14 protein-coding genes are annotated in these 21,419 nt (G+C 27.6%); 9 read left to right on the top strand and 5 right to left on the bottom strand.

The genetic code is table 4. The features are described from left to right. Window positions 1-39 precede the first annotated feature (39 nt). From QJQ40_RS02750 to recO, 5 genes are read right to left on the bottom strand one after another with little or no spacing between them, the layout of a single operon-like run. Window positions 40-690, bottom strand: coding sequence for a ribulose-phosphate 3-epimerase (locus QJQ40_RS02750; RefSeq protein WP_282861115.1), 651 nt, complete (start codon window positions 688-690; stop codon window positions 40-42). Then, complete coding sequence (gene rsgA / locus QJQ40_RS02755) at window positions 671-1,528, bottom strand: ribosome small subunit-dependent GTPase A (RefSeq protein ID WP_282861117.1); 858 nt, start codon at window positions 1,526-1,528, stop codon at window positions 671-673. Before rsgA ends, QJQ40_RS02750 begins: the two co-directional genes overlap by 20 nt. Next, window positions 1,529-2,122 (bottom strand): guanylate kinase, encoded by a 594-nt coding sequence (gmk, locus tag QJQ40_RS02760; protein WP_282861118.1) that lies wholly within the window; start codon window positions 2,120-2,122, stop codon window positions 1,529-1,531. Beyond that, the gene (gene rsmD, locus QJQ40_RS02765) at window positions 2,103-2,663 is read right to left on the bottom strand and encodes a 16S rRNA (guanine(966)-N(2))-methyltransferase RsmD (RefSeq protein WP_282861119.1); all 561 of its coding nucleotides are present in this window, start codon (window positions 2,661-2,663) and stop codon (window positions 2,103-2,105) included. Before rsmD ends, gmk begins: the two co-directional genes overlap by 20 nt. A gap of 27 nt (window positions 2,664-2,690) precedes the next feature. After that, window positions 2,691-3,371 carry a DNA repair protein RecO gene (recO, locus tag QJQ40_RS02770; RefSeq protein ID WP_282861120.1) on the bottom strand — a complete coding sequence of 227 codons (681 nt, stop codon included), beginning with the start codon at window positions 3,369-3,371 and terminating at the stop codon, window positions 2,691-2,693. Window positions 3,372-3,669: 298 nt separating this feature from the next. On the opposite strand from recO, the gene QJQ40_RS02775 reads away from it, so the two are divergent. The 9 genes from QJQ40_RS02775 to QJQ40_RS02815 all read left to right on the top strand — a co-directional run bounded on the left by QJQ40_RS02775 (window position 3,670) and on the right by QJQ40_RS02815 (window position 21,162). Continuing rightward, window positions 3,670-6,267, top strand: coding sequence for an MAG2960 family serine endopeptidase lipoprotein (locus QJQ40_RS02775; protein ID WP_282861121.1), 2,598 nt, complete (start codon window positions 3,670-3,672; stop codon window positions 6,265-6,267). Between the two features lie 825 nt (window positions 6,268-7,092). Then, a complete protein-coding gene (gene msrB / locus QJQ40_RS02780) occupies window positions 7,093-7,524 on the top strand; it encodes a peptide-methionine (R)-S-oxide reductase MsrB (RefSeq protein ID WP_044284017.1) in 432 nt (143 codons plus the stop codon). 67 nt (window positions 7,525-7,591) lie between these two features. Further along, complete coding sequence (locus QJQ40_RS02785; RefSeq protein WP_282861122.1) at window positions 7,592-9,229, top strand: LppA-related lipoprotein; 1,638 nt, start codon at window positions 7,592-7,594, stop codon at window positions 9,227-9,229. A gap of 81 nt (window positions 9,230-9,310) precedes the next feature. After that, window positions 9,311-10,669, top strand: coding sequence for an APC family permease (locus QJQ40_RS02790; protein WP_334305361.1), 1,359 nt, complete (start codon window positions 9,311-9,313; stop codon window positions 10,667-10,669). Window positions 10,670-11,466: 797 nt separating this feature from the next. Further along, window positions 11,467-12,246: a DNA-processing protein DprA gene (locus QJQ40_RS02795; protein WP_282861125.1), complete on the top strand. Its 780-nt coding sequence runs from the start codon at window positions 11,467-11,469 to the stop codon at window positions 12,244-12,246. Next, the gene (locus tag QJQ40_RS02800; RefSeq protein ID WP_044285624.1) at window positions 12,246-12,557 is read left to right on the top strand and encodes an Mbov_0395 family pilin-like conjugal transfer protein; all 312 of its coding nucleotides are present in this window, start codon (window positions 12,246-12,248) and stop codon (window positions 12,555-12,557) included. Before QJQ40_RS02795 ends, QJQ40_RS02800 begins: the two co-directional genes overlap by 1 nt. Then, a complete protein-coding gene (locus tag QJQ40_RS02805; RefSeq protein WP_282861126.1) occupies window positions 12,557-14,500 on the top strand; it encodes an Mbov_0396 family ICE element transmembrane protein in 1,944 nt (647 codons plus the stop codon). Before QJQ40_RS02800 ends, QJQ40_RS02805 begins: the two co-directional genes overlap by 1 nt. Before the next feature lie 387 nt (window positions 14,501-14,887). Then, complete coding sequence (locus QJQ40_RS02810) at window positions 14,888-17,530, top strand: Mbov_0397 family ICE element conjugal transfer ATPase (RefSeq protein WP_282861127.1); 2,643 nt, start codon at window positions 14,888-14,890, stop codon at window positions 17,528-17,530. Continuing rightward, entirely contained in the window at window positions 17,530-21,162 is a 3,633-nt protein-coding gene (locus QJQ40_RS02815) for an Mbov_0399 family ICE element protein (RefSeq protein ID WP_282861128.1), read from the top strand. Before QJQ40_RS02810 ends, QJQ40_RS02815 begins: the two co-directional genes overlap by 1 nt. Window positions 21,163-21,419 lie beyond the last annotated feature (257 nt).

The raw sequence follows: 21,419 nt of genomic DNA on the forward strand, positions 1-21,419 counted from the left end.
CAAATTCTTAAATAGTAATTTTTGCTTATTATTTTAGTGTTAATTTAATAACTTTTGGATTTTAGTTTTATTAGGTTTTTGAGCCAAAAAAGTTCCTACAACAATTACATCAGCTCCTGATTCAAAGACTTTTTTTGCATTGTAATCTTTAATTCCACCGTCAACTTGGATTAAAATGTTGTAATTTGACTCACGAATTATTTTTGATAAGTTGCTAATTTTTTGATATGTTTCTTGGATAAAATCCTGCCCGCCTTTTCCAGGTTCAACTGACATTACCAAAATCAGATCTATTTTGGGTAATAAGTCTAAAATTTCTTCTATATTTGTAGAAGGTTTTATTGCAAGTCCTATTTTAATTTTTTCAGAGTATTTTAAAATTATGCTATGAATTTCGTCATAATTTTTACTTTCAAAATGAATTGTGACAAAATCAACATAGCCAATTAGTTCTTCAATTTGACTTTCAGGATCAACCGACATTAAATGAGCATCAGAAATAAACTTTTTTGATTTAGTGACAATTTTTTTAATTTCTAAAAGAGAAATCGCTGTATTTTCAACAAATTTTCCGTCCATAAAATCAAAATGGAATCATTTTATTCCAAGATTCAAAAAAGTTCTAACTAATTTTAGACGGTTATTTTTGCTAACATTCAAAAGTGAGGGACTAATAATCTTTTTTTTCATATTTTTCTAAAAGATAGAGATAATTTTTATACCTAGTTTTTGAAATTATGCCGTCTTTTACAGCATTTTTTACTGCACAATTTTCTATTTGCTCATGGAAATGAAAGCATGTTCTAAATTTGCATTTAGGCAAAAATTGGCGAAAAATTTCAAATGAGCTTTTAATTTGATCTTTGGGAATTTCATCATAATTAAAACTAGAAAATCCAGGCGTATCTACTATCTGAAAGTCTCCTTTTCTTATAATTTGGACAACTCGTGTTGTGTGTTTTCCGCGATTTAATGAAAAAGAAATTTCCTGAACCTCAAATTGTGTCCCAAACAAATTATTAATAAAACTTGTTTTTCCTACACCACTTTGTCCAATGACAAAATTGAGTTTATTTTTAAGTTTTTCTTGCAAATCGCTAGGAATTTTTTTTTCATTATTATTAATAAAAAAAATAGAATATCCCATTTTTTGATAATCAAGCAACAAATTTTTATAATTTGGTTCAAGATCAACTTTGGTAACTATCAAAATTGGACTGATATTTTTAAATTCAATCATTAACAAAAAAGTGTCAAGTAATAAAGGCGAAAAATTAGGCTCTTTTAGGGAAACAAAAATAAGTGCCTGGTCTATATTAGCAACTTTTGGACGTTTTAGTCAGTTTTTTCTTGGAAGAATTTCTTTAACAAATCCAGTAGGGTCAAACTCAACAAAATCTCCAACTAAAGGAGATATTTGTTTTTGTCTAAGTGATCCAGATCCTCTCAAAAGTGGATAGAGTTTTTGGGTTGATTGTTCAAAAACATCATAAAAACCCGCTATAACTCTAACAATTTGTCCCTTCATCTACAGCTCTTTTATTTCTGTTATTATAATTTTTTCAATTTCATCGACACATTGTTCTAAATTGTCATTTACAACTTGAAACTTGAATAAATCCTTAATTTTAATTTCAGATTCAGCCTTTTTAAGTCGAAGATCGATTTGATTTGACGTCTCTGTGAGTCTATTTTCAATTCTATTTTTTAGAACTTCAAGTGAGGGAGGTAAAATAAAAATGGTTAAAATTTTATCTAATTGGTTATTTTTCTTATAGTTTTCAATAATATTTTTAGCACCATTTGTGTCAATTTCTAATAAGGGAATGAAATTTTGATCCTGAATATATTGAATTTGTGACTCTAGAGTTCCATAATAGTTATCAAGATGACAACTTCACTCAATAAATTCATTATTTTTGATTTTTTCTTTAAAAGTTTCGTGGTCTAAAAAAAAATAACTCACTCCGTCAATTTCATTAGCGCGCTTTTGCCTGGTTGTTGCAGAAATTGCAAGTTTTATAGGCAATTTGTTGTTTTTTAATAAAATTGACTCGATTGTCCCTTTGCCAACACCTGAAGGACCGGAAATTACAATTAGTTTATTCATCTTTTGCTTCATTATTAAATCTTAGGAAAAAAACAGTATTTTTAGCATATTTTTTTGTTTTTTCAATTGAAAAAAATTTGGGAATTAATTTAGAACCTAAATTAGTTTTGTAAATTATAATTCCAGATTCTTCTAATAAATTATTTTTTGCAATTTTTAAAAAACATTTCTTGGTAATTTTTTCTTCAGCATGTGGCGGATCCAAAAAAATAAAGTCAAACTTTTGTCCGGTAAGATCGTTAAGCAAAAATATTGCGTTTTTATTAAATATTTCGTATTTTTTTACGTTATATTTTTTACAAAAATCAACAATATTTTGGTATGCCTGCTGATTTAATTCTGAAGCTACAACTTTTTTCGCCCCACGCGAAGAAGCTTCAAGACCGATTACACCTGTTCCGGCAAACAAATCTAAAACTTTTGAATTTGGAATTTCAAATTGTAACTGTGAAAAAATCGACTCACGACAACGATCAGACATAGGCCTAACTACTGAAAATTCAGGATTTTTTATTACAGCACGCCTATAATTACCAGAAATTATTCTAATCATAAATATTTATAAAATTATACCAAAAATTTAAAAAATAATATATGAATTTTTTTTTAAAAACATCTTTAAAATTTCAAAAATAGAATAAACATGGTCAAAATTGATTTTTTCTAAATATTCATCAAGCGAAAAATTGGCTCAATACAAAATTTCCAATTCCTTAACATTAAATCTAAAAAAAGGTTTTAAAGTACGGTGATAAATGCATTCCATTCCGCCATAAAAATCAAAATTTACAAGCCTTTTGTTGGTTTTGCAAACTTTACAACTAGTTAAATTGCTAATTCAGCCGTTAATTTTAATTCAGTTGATAATTACATAAACTATTATTGCGCTTACATTTTTGTCGTTTATTTTGGAAAAGGCACTTTCAAAAATATTGAAAATTTTAGGATCATAGTTATTTTCATAACTAAATTGATAAATTACTTTTCAAAACTTATAAATATTTTTGTTAGTTAAATCTAAACGAACAAGACATTCACCTTTTTTTAGTTTAGATAATTTATTAGGATTTTTGGCCAAAAAAATCTCAAACTCACCAAGGCAGCCGGGATTTAATATATAAATATTTTTACTAGTTGGACGACGTACACCGAGGGCTACCATCTTAAGAATCCCGAAATTTGTTACTAATTTAACTATTAAATCAAAGTCCCTAAAGTCAAATCTTTCAACAACTATCCCTTTAATGATTTTTTCTGCCATTTTTTCATTAAAACCTATTATATGGTATTTAGGTTTGAAGATCTAAAATTAGTTAATTGTATCAAAATGAATTTCTAAAATTTTTTGATTATAAATATAATTATACCACAAATTATTTTTTTTATTTGATTTGTCATTTTTTTTATTCATTTTTTTTGATAATGCTTCAAAATTTGCAATTACTGAAATGGTTTAGCTTAAAAATTAGTCTTTTTTATGCTATAATTTGGTTAACAAAACTTAATAAAAATGTATAATATTTGAATTTAAGTTTGTAAAAATCAAAGCGGTTTGATTTATGAAAAAGCTTAGTAAACTTATTTTTTCTAATCTGTTTTTTGGGTCATTATCAATAATTTTATTTTCAGCATGCAATGTAAACGGCGATAAATTTGACTCTAAAGAACAAATTAGTCCTAAAATTCATGCAAAAATTGAAAACCAACAGCAAACCAGTCTTGATGATGTCGATTGGAAAAACATTAACTTTGAATATGACAGCAAAAAATACAATTTGCAAAAATTGACTTTAAATAAAAATTTTGAACAAAATTCGTTAACAGTTAATGTTTTGCTTGTTGATACTAAAAAGCAACTTTCAATACCAAAAGAGTTTGTTTTTACTTCGTTTTTAAAAGTAAAAGACAAAAAATCAGAACCAAATTTAGATAAAGTTCAAAAACAAGTCAAAGAAGAAGAGCCAAAAAAAGTTGAAAAAAGCCCTAGTCCTCATCCTAATTTTTCTAAAACTAAAATACAGAAAATTTTAAAACTGCCTAGCTCTAATAAACCTGAAATTACGAGAATTATTAAGCCTCAAGAAAAACCAAAATCACAAATTATTAATAATTATGACCCAAAAATCAATAATGTTCCAACCAATAATTCCCCTATTAATAAAGTAAATTCGAGTCAATTTGAAAGTGTAAATTACAATACAAAAGCTTATAATCCACTTTTTGAAGCAACTCCAAAGTTAAAATATACAAATAAAATTTACAGCGAATCACAAAATCCTGAATATTTTAAAGATGATCATTATTTTGACCAAGATTTTTTACTAAATCATTCAGTAACGCAAATTATTCAAAATACACCAAAATATCAAACTGGAGTGCATAATTTATACACTTTTTTGTACAATGGCGATAATAATCAGCCAATTAATTTTCTTGATCCAAATGATTCAAATAGAAATAAAAGATTCTGAGAATTAGCAAAAAATATCGGTCATTACGGCGATTTTGGCAAAAACAACGATGAAAAATTAATGTTTTATAATCGTGGTATTTCCTATAATGGAATGACTGAACAAGTATATCTTCCAAAGTTTTCTGGAACTGAATCTTCTGGGGCGCTAATTAATTCTGAAAATCTGACAGAAATTGTTAAGAAAAATCCTTTTGGTTTTTTGCCGTCTAATTTAAGTCAATTATTTTATTACATGAAAATCAATGAAATTGGCAAAATTTTTAAAATTGCTAATTTAAAAAAAGTTAGTGCTAATTTTGATGACAAAAAAGGTGAAATTAGTATTTTGCTTGAAGACACTCACGGAAAAAAACAAATTTGAAAATCAAATCCAACTAATTCTAATTTAAAAAAAGATATTGACTATGAAAAGTTCATTTATGATCGTTCATTTAGTCTTGGAATTTATGGATTTAAATATTATCAAGATCAATTTTTTGGAAATAGATACGGCACTGAAGCTTTTAAAGAATATGGTACCGCCTGAGTTTTAGATAGAATAACAAACAATGACGCTAATTCTGATAGTTATGAACTTTTAGTTGGAACAAACATTCATGTTTGGAATATGCCACAAATTTTTGACAAAAGCATGTATTTTTTTGATGTTGACAGCAAAAGTGAAAAATCAAAAAAATGAAATGCTGGCTTTGTTAACCAAAAATATGAATTTGTTTCTGAGGAAGATGCAAAAAAAGGCAATAAACCAAAGCCTTTTTTTACTGCGGCGCGTTCAGACCATTTAATTTCAGGCAATAAATACGAAAATACATACCCAAAAATTAAAGAATATCCTGTTTTTGATGCTTATGATAGCTATTTAAGCGCTCCATATTACACACCGCGCTACAAAGTTGAGGGAATAATGGGTCATGATGTCGATGTTGGCTATAAATATTTAGACAATTATAATGAAATCACCCGAGTTGGAACAACCAAAAACGGCGGTTCAGACTTTGTTATTTTAAGACTGAAAATTAAAAAAACTGATTTAGAACATGTTTTACCTGAATTAAAAAAAGCGATTGATTCTGGTACTGAAAAAGACTGACATATCGGTCTAGGTCGAAATGAAAAATTTAGTCCAATAAAAACACAATTTTATGGCGGATATCCGGTTGCTACTAGCGACAATGAAAATGGTGACTGGGAAAAGGGTGTAAATTTTAAATCTAATAAATCAACAGGCGGAATAATCAACACCCGATCACGTGTAATTAAAGATAGTCTTTTTCATGGTCTTTGAGTTCCTTATAATGATGCTGAAAATAAAGACTGAAATGCTAAACATGAAAAGTGAAAAAACTATCAAAAGCCGTTTCTTTCCAATTTAAAACACGGAATGCTAAAAAAGGTTTTAAATCAGCATTCAAATTTATATACAAAAGTAAATTCTGAAAATAAATTAGACGCTCTTGGTCCTGGATCTTCAGGATCGATGGCTATTGATTCAAGTTTTAATTTAATTGGTATAAATTATTCCTATTCGACTGACCCAGAAAGTAACACTTTTTCAAATGCAATTTCGTTAATGGAGGGTCAGTCTACTTATCTTGATGGATTTAACGGTAATATTCGCGAAGATTTTAAGAAAAAATTACAAAAAGATGGCTTATATACAATTAAGATTAATCCAAAACCCTAAAAATTATCTTAGCTAATTTTTAGGTTTAGGAGTTTTTGGGCATTTTTTAGACATTTTATTTTGCATTTTTGACAAGATTCGCGGGTAATTTGGCAAATTTGGTCTAGTATTTTGAGCAAAAACACTGAATTTTAAATCTGACCATCACGAAAGAAAAAATACAACTACTATTTAAACTCAATGTAAATAGAAAACTCGTTTTTACTTACATTGAGCCTAAAAAAATATATGAAGTTTTGAAAGAACAATAATAAAAAGCCTTAATTTGTAGATTTCTAAACAGTCAAATTTAAGGCATTCCATCATATTTAAAAATATAATGGATAATGAGCATTTTCTGATTTTTTATGGCAAAAACATAACTAATTCCTCCTTAATTCAATATCAAAATTTATTAATTATTCTTAAGTGATTATTATTATAACATAATTTTTTCTTAGACCAAGCATTTTTTTTCGCTTATGGTTAATTTTAAAATAATAAAAATTAAGATTTTAGGGCAAAAACACGGGTTTACTGGTATTTTTATGTATTTGTATTCAATAAAAAGTGAATTTTTTCCATCAAACTGGGAAACTCAGGGTTAGACGGTTGAATCTAGTTTTTGATAAATTTTTAGTATTATAATAAAATTTTTTGTCAATAAAACTCTTTGCATTTTTGCTAATTTGGGTTAAAATGATACTTTTTTTAAAAAATTTTAGTAAAAAAGTGCTATTTTTTATGTTTTAAATAAATTCAAATTCATAATATTAAATGAATTTTTTAAAAAATAATTTTAAAAATGGTATAATTTGTAAATTAAAAATTTATTTTGGAGAAAACATGGAAAAAAACAAGAAAAAACTTGATCATTTAAACGAATTACAATACAAAGTTACACAAGAAAATTTTACAGAACCACCTTTTGATAATCTTTATAACGATAATTACGAAGAAGGTGTTTATGTTGATATTATCGACGGAACTCCACTTTTTTTGTCTTCAACTAAATATAATTCAGGATCTGGTTGACCATCCTTTTGAAAACCTTTAAACGAGGACTCAGTTGTTGAAGTTCTTGATTTTAGCCACTCAATGACTAGAGTTGAAGTTCGCTCAAAGAATGCAGATTCCCATTTAGGTCATGTTTTTAATGATGGACCTAAAGAACAAGGAGGAAGACGTTATTGTATTAATTCAGCTGCCCTTAAATTTATTCCTAAAAATGAATTAAAAAGCAATAATTTAGAGCATCTTTTAAAATACTTTGACTAAATTTTATTTAAAACAAAAATAAGAAAAAGTATTACTTTTAATAATTAATATTGTAAAATTTTAAATTATGAAATTACTAAGAAAATCAAAATTAAACTTTTTATTTTTTTCAGTAATTTTTTTATTTTTATCAAGTTGTTCAGTTGAGTCAAATTTACCTGATAAAATAAGTAAAGATATTAATGATCCACAAGAAATTGCTCCACCACCTAAACAAGAGCAACCATCTCGACCATCAAATCCAGGTCAAAACCCTTCAACTCCAAGTCAAAATCCTTCAACTCCAGGTCAAAATCCATCAAATCCTGGAATTAATACAGAAACCCAAATTGATAAGGATAAAACTCAAGAAGAAAAAAAGAATCCGGCCATTAGTCAAAAACCTGATTTGCCACCCACTGTTATACAAAACCCTGATGTGATTAAAGAAAAACCGGGCATAATTAAAATAACAGATGATAAAAAAGGTTTAGAACAGCCCAAAATTCCATCTTTTACACCACAAAAACCAAGTGATGAAGAAGAAATTGTTCCCGAACCTTTTGACCCAAAAAAGGAAGAAAAAGAAACTGATGTCCAATTAGCTCAATTAAAAGGTTATCTTTCAACTTTGCCTAGTTCATTTCGCATTACAAAAAGCATGCAAGATTTATACCCCCTAACAATAATTGGTAAAGGTAACAGCGATGAATATAAAAATTTTTCTTATGTAAATTTTATTGACCCAATCCAAGATTTGAACGATAAGTATTCTGTTAAATTAGATTTTTCTAACGCTGTTGTTGCTTCCACAAGCACATCAAACCAACAAAAACCTATAAATAACGTGCTTTTAGTTTTGTATCTTAAAGATAATGACTCAATTAAATCGTCAAAAATGGTCAGTCTTTTTTATAAACAAGAAGAGGCATCGAAAATAAATTTAATTCCAAAGGAATTACCTCAAGATTTTAAAAACATTTTTCCATCATTTTTAGCTTTTTCCTTGCTAAACTCCAACAATGATGTCATTTCCAACCCATTTTTTAATCAAATTGGTTATGTTTTAAATGATCGAAATTTTGGGGTCGGACTTAAAGATACTTTTGCCGAATTTAGCCCTGAAATTAGCGATAATGAAAAGGAAAAATATGGATTTGATGTTGTTAGTACTCAACCTGATGATGAAAATGGTAAATTAAGACTTAATTTACAAATTTGAAAAATAGACAAAGATACTGAGATAAAAACGTTTTTACCAAATAATAAAAGTCTTGAATTTTCAGGTTTAGCTAAAAATTCAGACAATATTTACAAATTTGAATTATTAAAAAAAGATTTAGAAATTGCTGCTTTAAAAAATGATGTTAAAAAAACGTTATTAGAAAAAGATTTAAAATCCGACTTTATTAAACATTCATTTTTAAAGCATTTATTAGATCACTTATATATAAGAGTTGATGCTGAAATTAATAATAAGTGGATTAAATTATCTGAAGTTCAACATGATAAATGATTGTTTTTCCCGCAAATTCAACGTGGAAATTTAATTACCAAACAATTAATAGATAGCTTGACTTTAGAAAGAAATGGTAAAAAAATAACTTGAATCTTAAATTTAAAAACAGTTTTACTAAATAACAATCAAATTTTGACCCCTAATGGTGAATTTTTGCATGGTAAGGAAAAAATTCACAAAATTAGTGGTGTTCTTGAAATTAATTAAAAAAATTTCAAGCAAATTTTTTTAATTAATTATTTTTTCTAGTGGTACAATTTAATACAATTTTGAAAATTAAAGGCCAAAATTATGAAAACTAAATCAAAAAACACACTTACAGAACGACAATTTATTTTTTATGGGCTAAATTATGTTGTAGGATTTGGCTTTATCGCCACTATTTCGAGAGTAATTAATCAAGGAATTTGGGGTGTTTTTGTCTTTATTCTGACATCTTTAATTACTTTAGCAGTTATTTTTGCTTTTGCTCGAGCTGGGCAAAAATACCAAAATGAAGTTGGTGGTTCATATGCATATGCTAAAAAAACCTTTAAAAATGGACTTGTTTTTTTCTCAGGTTGAAATCAAGTAGCCCGAATTATGCTTTTTTCGGCAACAAGTCCGCTATTTTTTTCAACTCTACTAACACAATTTGATCCTGATCGCCAATGAGTTTATGTTTCAATCTCATTAGTAGTTTATATAATTTTAATTCTTGCTGGTAGTTTTGGGTTTAAACTCTCAAAACAAATAATTTTAGTTACTGCTATTTTTAAATGGGCAACACTTCTTATTGGTTTTGGTTTAATTATTTATTTAATTATTCAATCAAATACATATGGACATACCTTTAGCCAAATCGAACCTTTTAGTGTTACATTATTTGCTAGTACAATTTTATCATTTATTTATTCTTATGGTGGTTTTGAGTCATTAGCGACAATTTCACAAAGTGTCGAAACAAAACGATTTAAAAAAGTAATAATTCTAATGTTTCTTATAGTAATTTCTTCCTATTTTTTATTTTATATAATTTTTATAGGACTTGGTAAAGAATATCTTTCAAACTTTGGACTTGAACAAGTCTACAAAACTCTTTGAGGTACCACAGGAGTATCGCTTTTTACAATCGGATTATTCTTTAATCGAATGTCAGCAACAATGGGATCAGTTCAACCTTATGCAAGATATATTGCTCCACTTGCTGATGACGGTTTTTTACCTTCCATTTTTGCCAAAAAAAATAAACACAACGAATACCATCATGCTATTTATCTTTCAGTTTCGCTGGCAATTACTTCAAGTATAATTTTTACAATTATTCCTAGAATTGCCGGTGTTACAGACACCTTTGGTACAATTTTAAAGGCAGGAAATATCTCCTTTTTAATTCAGTATTTTCTCACACTTTTTACAGTTTTAATTTGAAAATGACGAAAAAACGAGCAAATACCAATTTGAGAAATTGTAATTTACATTTTAGGTATGGTTGTTATTTTATTTACCCTTATTGTTTCTCAGTTACCTTTTATTAGTTCTGAAGAAGTAACTTTTGAGCAGTTTATACCTTTAATAAGTTACGTTGCTGCAATGTTAATTGGATATATCGTTAAATTTTTAAATTCTTGACTAAAAAAGAAAAAATTGAGAAAAGTAGTTAGTTAATATTGTTTTAAAATCCATCAAAACATAAAAAAAGCTATGAATTCATAGCTTTTTTTATGTTTTAGTTTGCTATAAATTCAAAAATTTCGAGAAAAATAAAGACAATAAGTTAAGCTAAATTTAAGTTTATTGACTAAAAAAGCTAAAATTTTAACTTAAAAAGTAAAATTATGAAATTTTTAAACTACTTTTTTAGTTTAAAACACTAACAAAAATCATAAAAAAATACAACTATTATTTAAACTCAATGCAAATAGAAAGCTCATTTTTATTTATGATGAGCCTAAAAAAACATATGAAGTTTTGAAAGAACAATAATTCAAAGCCTTAAATTTATAGATTTCTAAACGGGTGAATTTAAGGCATTCCATCATATTTAAAAACATAATGGAAAATTCGCGCTATTTGATTTTTTTCATGCAAAAAAACATAATTAATCCCCCTAATTCAATATCAAAATTTATTAATTCATTCTTAGTGAGGTTTATTATAACATAATTTTTTCTTAGACCAAACATTTTTTTTTTTTTTTTTGCAAAAGCTTAGATTTAAAATAATAAAAATTAAGGTTTTGCCTCAAAAAACATGGATTTGACGGTATTTTTGCATATTTATACTCAGTAAAAAGTGAATTTTTGCATCAAACTGGGAAAGCTCAGGAAAAAAATAAAAACAATAAGTTAAGCCAGATTTAGGTTTATTTACTAAAAAAGGACAATAAAAAAACTTTTTAGCTAAAAAGTTTTTTTTAACGTTTTCTTGGTCTTTTTTCTTAATTTATAGCAGAAGGAGGACGTATGAATAAAAAATTAATCCATTATGCAATCAAATATAAAGGGGATTATTTTTCAATCCAAAAGGCAATTCAACAAAATGAAGAGGTAAGTGATGAGCAAATAGAAAAAATTGAACAATTAATTAATTCAGGGGAGGTTAGGGCAATTACAATTACAGATAAAAATTACCCTGAATCCTTACGGATTCTTAAAAACCCACCATATGTGATATTTTATAGTGGCAATATCGAATTTTTAAACGACCTACAGCCAAAAGCTTCGCTAATTGGTGAAAATTACATCCCCCAGGTTCAAAATTTTTTTAATCGTTCACTTGATCAAATAATAAAAAGACACGTTTTAGTAACAAATGCATATAAAGGAGTGGAACAAAAAGTAATGGAATTTTTCCGTTTACATGAAATACCAATTATTGGCGTTTCAGTAAATGGTGTTGAAAATCCTTGAATGTTTGAAAATTTTAAAGACTACGATAAATTATTGATAATTTCTGAATACCCTAAGGGGGTTAACATTAATAAAAAACGGCTAATCCAACGGAATCGATTAGTTGCTGCCCTTAGTAATTTTTTAGTGATTTATTCACTCAGACAAAAAGGTGGATCACAAAATTTAGTTAATTATTTTCTTGATCTTGGTAAGGAAATTTATTGCTTTTATGATGATAATTATGAAAATCTAATTGATTTTAAAGGTTCTTTTGACTTAATCTATCAAGGAGCAAATTGGATAACTGAAATTAAAGATGTGCATTACAAAATAGGAATGGGTGAAGAATAATGTATTTTTTAAGTTTATTTCAAGACACAAAAGTTGGAGGCGAGTTATCAACTCTTGCAACTACGTTGCAAAATTGAATAAAATATCTGACTCAAATAGGAATGCCTGTTGTTGGCGGAATTTTAGTTGCAGCAATTGTCTTTTTTGCAACAATGCTTTCAATTTCCCACGATGTTGAAAAGCGTGATAAGTGAAAAAAAGCATTAATTTGGTCTTCAATTGGATTTGTGATCATTCTAGTTGCTCTTGGATTATCAACAGTAATAATTTCTGTTGCAAGTTCAGCCGCAACTGGCGGAGTTAAAGGGTAATGTTTGGTTGACTTTTTAGTGGTTTAATCAATATTATTACTTACCCATTTTTTGTTTTAGGATGGTATTTACTTGTTTATTTACCTTTTTCAGTTATTGCCTTTTTTAATTATATTTTCGAAAAAATTGGCATAAACATTATTGTCCATGCAATTTTTCATAGGCAAACTTTTTCGTTCGAAAGTCTTCCAATCGGTTTTTGAATTTTTGCAATTGCCTCGATTTCAATGGGCTTTATTGTTCTTATTTTGCGATATGTTAAATTTTTAATTTTTCGCCGAAATTCTGCAGACAGTGAAATTGCGGCAATGTCGAAAGTTAGTGTTGGCTCGTTTATTTTTATTTTTACTTTTCCGGTTATTTTTTTTACTTTACTAATTGGAATTCAGTCAACCTTAACAATAATAAATAATTATATTAGTGGTGACCAAAATTTAATTGATTTAATGTTAAGATCGGCATCAAACAAAATTCCTGACAGCGAAATTCAAACAATTAGCCAAGATTTTAGTGTTCCATCTTATTCAACTTTTACGACAATGGAATCTGGCGAGGCGATAATTTTAATTATAACACTTTCGGCATCTTCAATTGTTGTTGCCTATATTTTAGGAATTAGTTTTATTTCACTTTTCACTGCATCAGCGCAACTTTTTATGAATTTTATAACCATGCCACTTTGAGCAGTAAGTAGCATTTGGGACGATGGTCGAAAACTAAAAAGTTGAACAAGAACATTTTTTGGCCAATTTGCGGTAATTATTATTTACCAAGTCAGTTTTAATTTGTTCTTAATTTGAGTAGCTTCGACCTATAAAATTGCAGATTCGATTGATTTTGAAGGTGCAAAAGGGATATTTATCTTCCGTTTTTTGCTAAAAATATCTTTTATAATCGGGGGCGGGCTGGCAATTTCTACCTTTACTCGCCAAATTGCCGCTAATTATGGACAGGCCGGAGCCGTTGAACACCACCAAAGATTGGCTTCCTCTACTCTAAAAGTTGGAGGGGTTGCGCTTGCTGGAGCAGCTGGGACAATGTTTAAATTAAATCAAAATAATCACAAAAATGCTACTGATTTAACAGGACTACCTTCAAAGTGAAATCAAAAAAAGCCTTTTGATATTGTTGATAATTCAATTCTTCCAAACCAAAAGCAAAGTCCTTGAAGAAATGCAATGGACCTAGTCGGAATCGGGGCTGGAATTGCTTTTGCTGCATATAAGGCTAGACCTTTGATTAAAAAGTGAAGCAATTACAGAGCTAATCGGGCTTTAAATGGTGAACAAACAGGATTAAAAAATTTTTTTAGCAAAAAAATTAATAATTTGTTCTCGAAATTTAAAAGAGCCGATTCAAGTCAAATTTTAGAGAAAAAGGCAAAAAATACTCGCTCAAGTGTTGAAAAAACATCAGAAAATTCATCATCTCAAAATAAAATCGACGAAGCAGCAAACATAAATCAAAACAATTCATTATTGACTGAAAAAAGCCCGACTTCTGATGATAAATTAGAACAAACTGATTCATTAAGTCAATCTAAAAATGAATCTAGTGAAGAAAAACAGCAAAAATTGGAAAAAAATGATGTTGAAATTACACCAAATTCAGATCAACAAGATAATTCTGAAAATAAATCTGATGAAAAACAGCAAACTGAAAATCCAGAAATAGTAGAAAAAGCTGCAAAAAAGAAAGGTTTTTGAGCTAGATTTTGAGGTGAGTGACCTGCAGAAGAAACTAAAAAAACACGAAGAAAATCTTCTAAAACAAAAGATACAACCTCTGAAAAAGAGGTTAAAAAAGTTAAAAAAGCAGTAAAAAAGAAAGAAACTAAAGCAGAAAAAGCAAGTGAATCTAAAGAAAAAAAGGTAAAAATTGAAAAAGCTGATTCAAAATTAGATGAAAAAACTAGCGACACAAAAGAAAAGGCAAAAAAATAAAAACTAGTGAAAAAAGTAGTAACACACCTGCAACATCAGACGAAAATGTAAAAACCATTGAAAAAGCAGGCCCACAAGTTGAACAAAATGATGAAAAAATTGACAATTTAGCACCCAAAAAACACGAACTAGAAGTAAAAAAGCCGAAATTAATGTTGAGAGTCAAGACCAAAATAATACTGAAATAGTCTTAAATTCTGAATTAAAAACTGCTGAATCTAACCAAAATTTCAACCCAGTTAAAGATGAGTTAAACCAAAATATGACTAAAAAAGATGAACAAATTGAGGTGCAATCAGATAAACCAAACACTAATAGCGCTGAAAAACAAGAAAAAAATAACTAAAACAATTAATACAAACATTTTGTATTTTGGACAGGGAAATTATGAAATTACAAAATAAACGAATTAAAAACGTTCAAATCCAAATTTTTCGACACATTACGCTAATTGACATTCCGATAATTATCGTTTTGTTTTTAGTTTCTGCCTCTATTGGTTTTGCGCTGCCTGAAAATTTATTTATTTTGGTAAAAATGTTGATTTCTACGGCATTTTTTTTAGTTTGAACAGTTCCATTAGTAAAATACTACAAAAATTGGGGACTAAAAGGTTATAAAATTATCTGGTATATCGCTCTTTATTTTGCAAGACCTAAAGTTTATAGTAAAATTTCCTCTACAAGTGCAAATACACGAAATTTATTACCATATAGCCGCACTAAACAGGATTTTATTAAAATTTCTGGCGGATTTATAGCTGGAATTGAAATTTTTGGTCAAGATATTTTCAGCATTGGAAGTCAAAAAATTGAGCAAATTCTTGAACAATTTACAACAAGTCTTAATGCTATTAATAGTAGAATTTCGATTGTAAAAATTGCTCATCCTAATGATTTAACAAAAAATAAACTATTTTTTTTACAAAATCAGGATGAATGCAAAGCTAATTTGAACGAGAATTTTTGTCAGTTTTACAAAAATGATATTGCAAATTTTGACACTTATCTGCATCATCGTTATTTTATTATTATTTATGAAAAAAATGATGTTAGTTTGCTTCAGCAACTTAATTTGCTCAGATCGAATATTTCATCAACAGGTTTTCGGGCTAAAACTTGCACACTTAGAGATTTGCTTGATTTAAATTTGAAAATAATCAATTTTAGTGATTTTTTAAGTGACCAGGAATATAAAAAAATTCAAGAAGGGGATGATATTAGCAAATATTTGGCACAAGACCGAATTGAGTGACATCCAGAATATTTTAAAATTAATGACATTTATTTTTCAGTTCAAACAATTAATGAATATCCTTTTAATCTTCCTCTTGGATGAGCAGCCCAGCTTTTTTCAACAAATAGCAGCGTTGTTTGACATTTAAATCGACTAACAAGTGCCGAAAAAGAAACAAGTTTTAACCGAGGTGCAAAAAATTTAGAATCCAATTTGAATGACCAAAAAAACGTTGTCCAAAAATCTAAAACTGCTACAGAACGAGCAGCTCTTGAAGAAATAATTAATATTGCTGGTTCTTCAAATGAAGAAATATTTTATTCGACGTTCATTTTTTTGAATTGAGGGGAGACTAAATCTCAACTTAAAGAAATTGAAAGTAAAAATCGAAATAATCTAAGAAACATTGGTGGAACAATAAATCCACTAAAATACCGTCAATTGCAAGGTTTTGCTTCACTTTTTTTCCGTTTTAGCAACTTTTTAAAGGAAGAAATTGAAATGCAGGCAAGTAATGTTGCTTTTGGAATTCCTTTTACATCGCGAAATTTTAATGACGGAAATTATAATATAATTGGAATTAGTAAAACTGATTATACTCCTATTTTTTTCGATCTTTTTTTGCAAAATCAAGATCGAAAAAATTCAAACTGTTTTATTTTAGGAACTTCTGGCGCTGGTAAGTCGACACTGACAAAAAAATTGCTAACTTATAATAAAGCTGTCGGAAATTCAGTGATTATTTTAGATCCACAAAACGAATATTGGAAAATCGGTGAAGAACTAAAAGCAAATACAATTAATTTTGCCAGTGGATCATCGACAATTTTTAACCCTTTACAAATTCAAAAAGTTTTTAATCCTCAGTCAAAAATTATTGATGAAAGTATTTATAACAACGCAGAAACTATTTCACTTCACCTACAAAATTTAGAGCGGTTTTTTGGCATTTTACTTCCAAATTTAGATCACAAAATGTTAATGTCAATCATTGAATGTGTCAATGAAATTTATAAAAATAAGAACTTTTACACACTTTTTAATGATATTAGCCTTCTTGAGCCCGGTGAATTTCCAACTATTGATGACTTAATCGCTAACTACAAATTAATGGATTTTTCCTACATTAGTCAGCATGAAAAAATGATTGTCTCATCAACTTTGGAATACGAATTTAGTAAATACGGTAAACTTAATCGACTTTTTAATGGCCAAAATTCCAACTTTGATATTCAAAATGGTCTTGTAATTTTTAATGTTTCAACATTGATGCATCTTGAAAAACGTATTTACCAAGCAGCATTTTTTTTAATTCTGTCTTTTATAGAAGGAAAAATTGCTACAAATTTTTACAAAAATAAAAAAATTACCTTAATTGTCGACGAGGCGCACCGATTTATTGATGAATCAAACACAATCGCGCTAGATTTTTTGTTTAAAATTGCTAAAACTATTCGTAAATACAACGGTGGCTTGATAATAACAACACAAAATCCCGGCGATTTTGCAATTAGCGGAGAAGCTGCCCGAAAAAGTGAAGCAATTATTGAAAACTGCCAGTATGCTTTCTTTTTTAATTTAAAAAGTAACGATATAAATAAAGTAGACAAACTTTTTTCATCTTCAGGTGGACTTACTGATGAAGAAAAAAAATTTATTGCACTAGCCCAAATAGGTGAGTTTATTTTTTCTGCAAATCTAAATGATCGATATATTTGTTCAGGCTATTTTAACAATGCAGAAAAAAAATTATTTTTCGATAAAGGCGATAAACTAATTAACAAAGGAGATTAATGATCAAAAAAGTACCATTTTTTTTAATTTCTGGCCTTATTCCTGTGCTTTTTTTGTCAGCAGGTTACCAAAACACAGCTTATTTTAAGTTAAATAATTATGATAATTATGAAATAAAGTCTGAGTTTGCAAATTTTAGTGCTCAATTTGACTTAGAAATTGAAAGACAACCTGATTCATTTAGTTTTGAGTGAATAAAAGATAAAAACATTGACTCAAAAAGTGAAATAAGAAAACTAAATTCATATTGATTTGACCGAACAATCAAAGAAAAATTTTACAAACCAGGGTCAAAACCTGAAATAAGAGATGAAAATTTAGCACCTGAATATTGCAGTCAACTTGAAAGCTGTCGAAATTGACAATTTTATTTAAGCGAATCCAAATTCAGAGATTGAAAACAAGAAACAATTTTTAGCATTTATGGCGAATATGATAAGTCAATTTTTGATCGAAATTCATTATCAATTTCATCAAAAAAACATAATAAAATCAACATTTCAAACATTTTAAATGAATATGCCAAAAATAAAATTGGCGAACTTGAAAGGAATTTTAATCTTAAAAATATAAAAATAAGCCATTTAATTTACAGTGTGGGATTTGAATTACAAAGAGATAAAATTAAAAAATTTACTGTAAATTTACAATATCGATATTCATATCAAAAAAGAGTTCTAAATAAGGATCTAGCTCTTGAAAAATATTTGTCTGATTTAAGGCAAAATTTTAATAACTCAATTATCAACAATAACCAAATTTCGATAAATATTGAAACAAATCAACAAAAAAATGATGAAATTCAAAGCTTTTCACTAACTTCATCTCAAAAAGGTTTAAAAGAAATTGAAAAAAAAGTTGCTGAATTTTCAAACAAACTTTTTAAAGACGGGAAAAAATACAACGAAGATCTACATTTTAACATTATTGGTGACACGCAAATTGAATTTTTTATAAGATTTAAACACCCTCAGGACAAAAATTTTTACAATTTTCAGTTAAATAACAAAGTGAATGTAAATTTATTTTTTGAAGATAAAGACAAATTTTGAAAAAGACTGACAATTATTCCAGGTAATATTTATGACCATAAAACTTATCAGTCAAAAATTGACGAACCAGTGAAAATTTCTGAGCCAAAAACCGCAACAACAGAAGGCGGAGTCCGGAGAATTTACGGCGGAAAATGGGAATATCATAATAAAATAAAGCTAAATTTCATTACAAATCCAGATGAAAATGAAATTTTATATGTCAACGGAAATCCTGTCGATGTTTTAGATCTTAATTTTGATTATGATCTTGAGGACCTAAGGCTTGAGCAAAAAAAACAACAAAATTCAACAAATAGTTATAAAATTGAAATTAAGAAATTTAAAAAAGACAATAAAATACAGGATAATTCAGAATTAGTTGCCGTTTATGAAATTGAATTTGTAATTAAAGCTGCAAATTCAATTATGGATATAAAGTGGTTTGCCTGAGATCCAAAAAATAACAAGGATCAACAAAAATTAATTGAGCCTTACTTGAAAGACAAAGATGGGCAAACAATTTATGACCAATTTGGAGTTAAGGTTAAAAATCCTGAATATGATCCGTTAATTGATGTAAAAACTGGCACAAAAAAGCAAATTGTTTGAGTATCAACTGGTAAAAATCCTGATTCTATACCTGAAAATAGCAATTTTGCTCAACTTCCAAGCGAAATTTCGCGTTTTAATTTAGGTCTTGAATCAGAATTTGGATTCATTGCAGAAGCAAGTGTTAGTGGAAAAGGCGCGAATATAGTGCTAAATTCAAATCCTGAGAATGATAAAGTTTTATCTTTTAGATATTTAGTTGACTCAGATAATAGTGAAAATTTTGAAATTTTAAGCAAAAATGGCCAAAAATCAGAAAAATTTGACATTACAAATAGTGCAAATAAATATTTTTCGATCGGGGGAGTTTGACTTTTTTCATCTAAATTTGACAAAGGGCTTTCATCATATAAAATTGTTTCAATTGGTGAAAATTCAAGTTCACAACTTTTTAATGATGTTTTTCCAAATAAATCAATTATCTCTTTTTGGGAATCAAAAGCAGGTCAAATTTTAGAACAATACTTACTTCTAGAAAAAATAACAAATGAAAACATCAAAAAACTGACATATGAACAAATTTTATTATATTGAAGAAATTTTATTGATAATGTTGTGAAAAAACAGCAAATTAACAAAATTAATCAAAAATTAGACGAAAATATTGAAATTAAAAACAAAATTGTCTTATTAGTTCAAAAAAATTTAAATTTTGAAAATTTAGAACAGACAAATAACGAAAACACAGGTTCAAATCACGGTTTTAAGAGCTCAACAGGCAACAAAGTTCTCGAAATTAACCCAGAAATGATTTCTGAAGTATCTAAATTTTTTGTAGATGACAATGAAAATTCTAGTAATATTGATATAAAAATTGAAAATATTGTTCAAAGTCAAGATAATAAATTTGATTTTGACATTAAGATACTTAAAAAAGATGATAAAAAAACAAAAAATTTTGAGGAAGTTTTAGGTATCTTAAGTTTTTCTGATATTGAAATTAAAGATTCTGAGCAAAATAAAAATAAAACCAAAATTAAATTTAATTTGAAAAGCGACAAACACACAGTAAATAAAAATTTACAAAATTCAACTCAGATAATTGATTACTTTTCAAATCAAGAAAATTTTGATAAAGTGAATCTGTTTTTAGAAGAAAATGACGAAAATATAATTGCAAATTTTAATCTAAAGCCTGAGTTTAACGAGCTTTTTCATTTACAAACTCCATTTATCGTTGTGAAAAAAACCACAAAAAATAGTGAAATTTTTCAAGATTCAAGAAATATTTTTGATGAACTTTTGTTAGAGCGAATTAATCTTAGTGGTCTTGAAAACTTACAAAATGCCAAAAATTTTATATTGGAGCAAATCCAAGCGAGTTGAAAAGATGTTAAATATAACTATAATTCTGACTTTATAATTGAAAATTTTGATAATGTCGTCGAAAATGTGATAAAAAATATCGAAGAAAGTGAACAAATACCTCACAAAATTTGAAATTTGACTCTAAAAGTCAAGGAAAATAAAGTTAATAAATTTTATGGATCAAAAACTATTAAACTTGTCAATATTATAGGAAGTCTAAACAACCCTAAAATTAACAATTTAAATCAAATTAAAGCCAAAGAATTTAGTCTTTCTATCTCAAAAAATAGCGATAATTTGGAAAATGCCATTAAAGATCACGTCTATAATCTTCTTTTACCCGAGGAAATTGATTCAAAAAAATATTTATACCTACAGAATATTTCACAAATTGTGGATAATTTTCGAACTAATCCAAAATTGGAAAAGGCAACACTTGTTTTAAAACCTGGAACACCTCAACTAAATGGAAAAAAAGAACTAACTATTTTTAATTCAGATTTTTTGCCCTTAGGTGATTTAAATTTTGGTGGTTTAGAAAAAAATTCTGACACTACTGAGTCCAATATTGAAAAATCCACAGCTTATTGGCTAATTCCGTTAATTATTTTTTCAGTAATAGGATTGCTGTTTTTTGGTTTCTGAATTTACAACAAATTTATTGCAAAGTTTAAAAATTAGAATCCTCAGAAAAATAAATAAATCAAAATCACAAATATTAAACTCCCGGGTTTCCCAGTTTGATGAGATAATCTTAAAAAAATGTCTGGTTTTGCACTTTTTTGGCTAAAATTAATTACCTATTTTAAGACACTGGCAAAAATCAATTTATGGAATAAACAGTAAAAATCATAAAAAAATACAACTACTATTTAAACTCAATGCAAATAGAAAACTCGTTTTTATTTAAATTGAGCCTAAAAAAACATATGAAGTTT

Origin of the sequence: Mesomycoplasma ovipneumoniae (assembly GCF_030012565.1) — a bacterium.
Classification (GTDB): domain Bacteria; phylum Bacillota_I; class Bacilli_A; order Mycoplasmatales; family Metamycoplasmataceae; genus Mesomycoplasma; species Mesomycoplasma ovipneumoniae_D.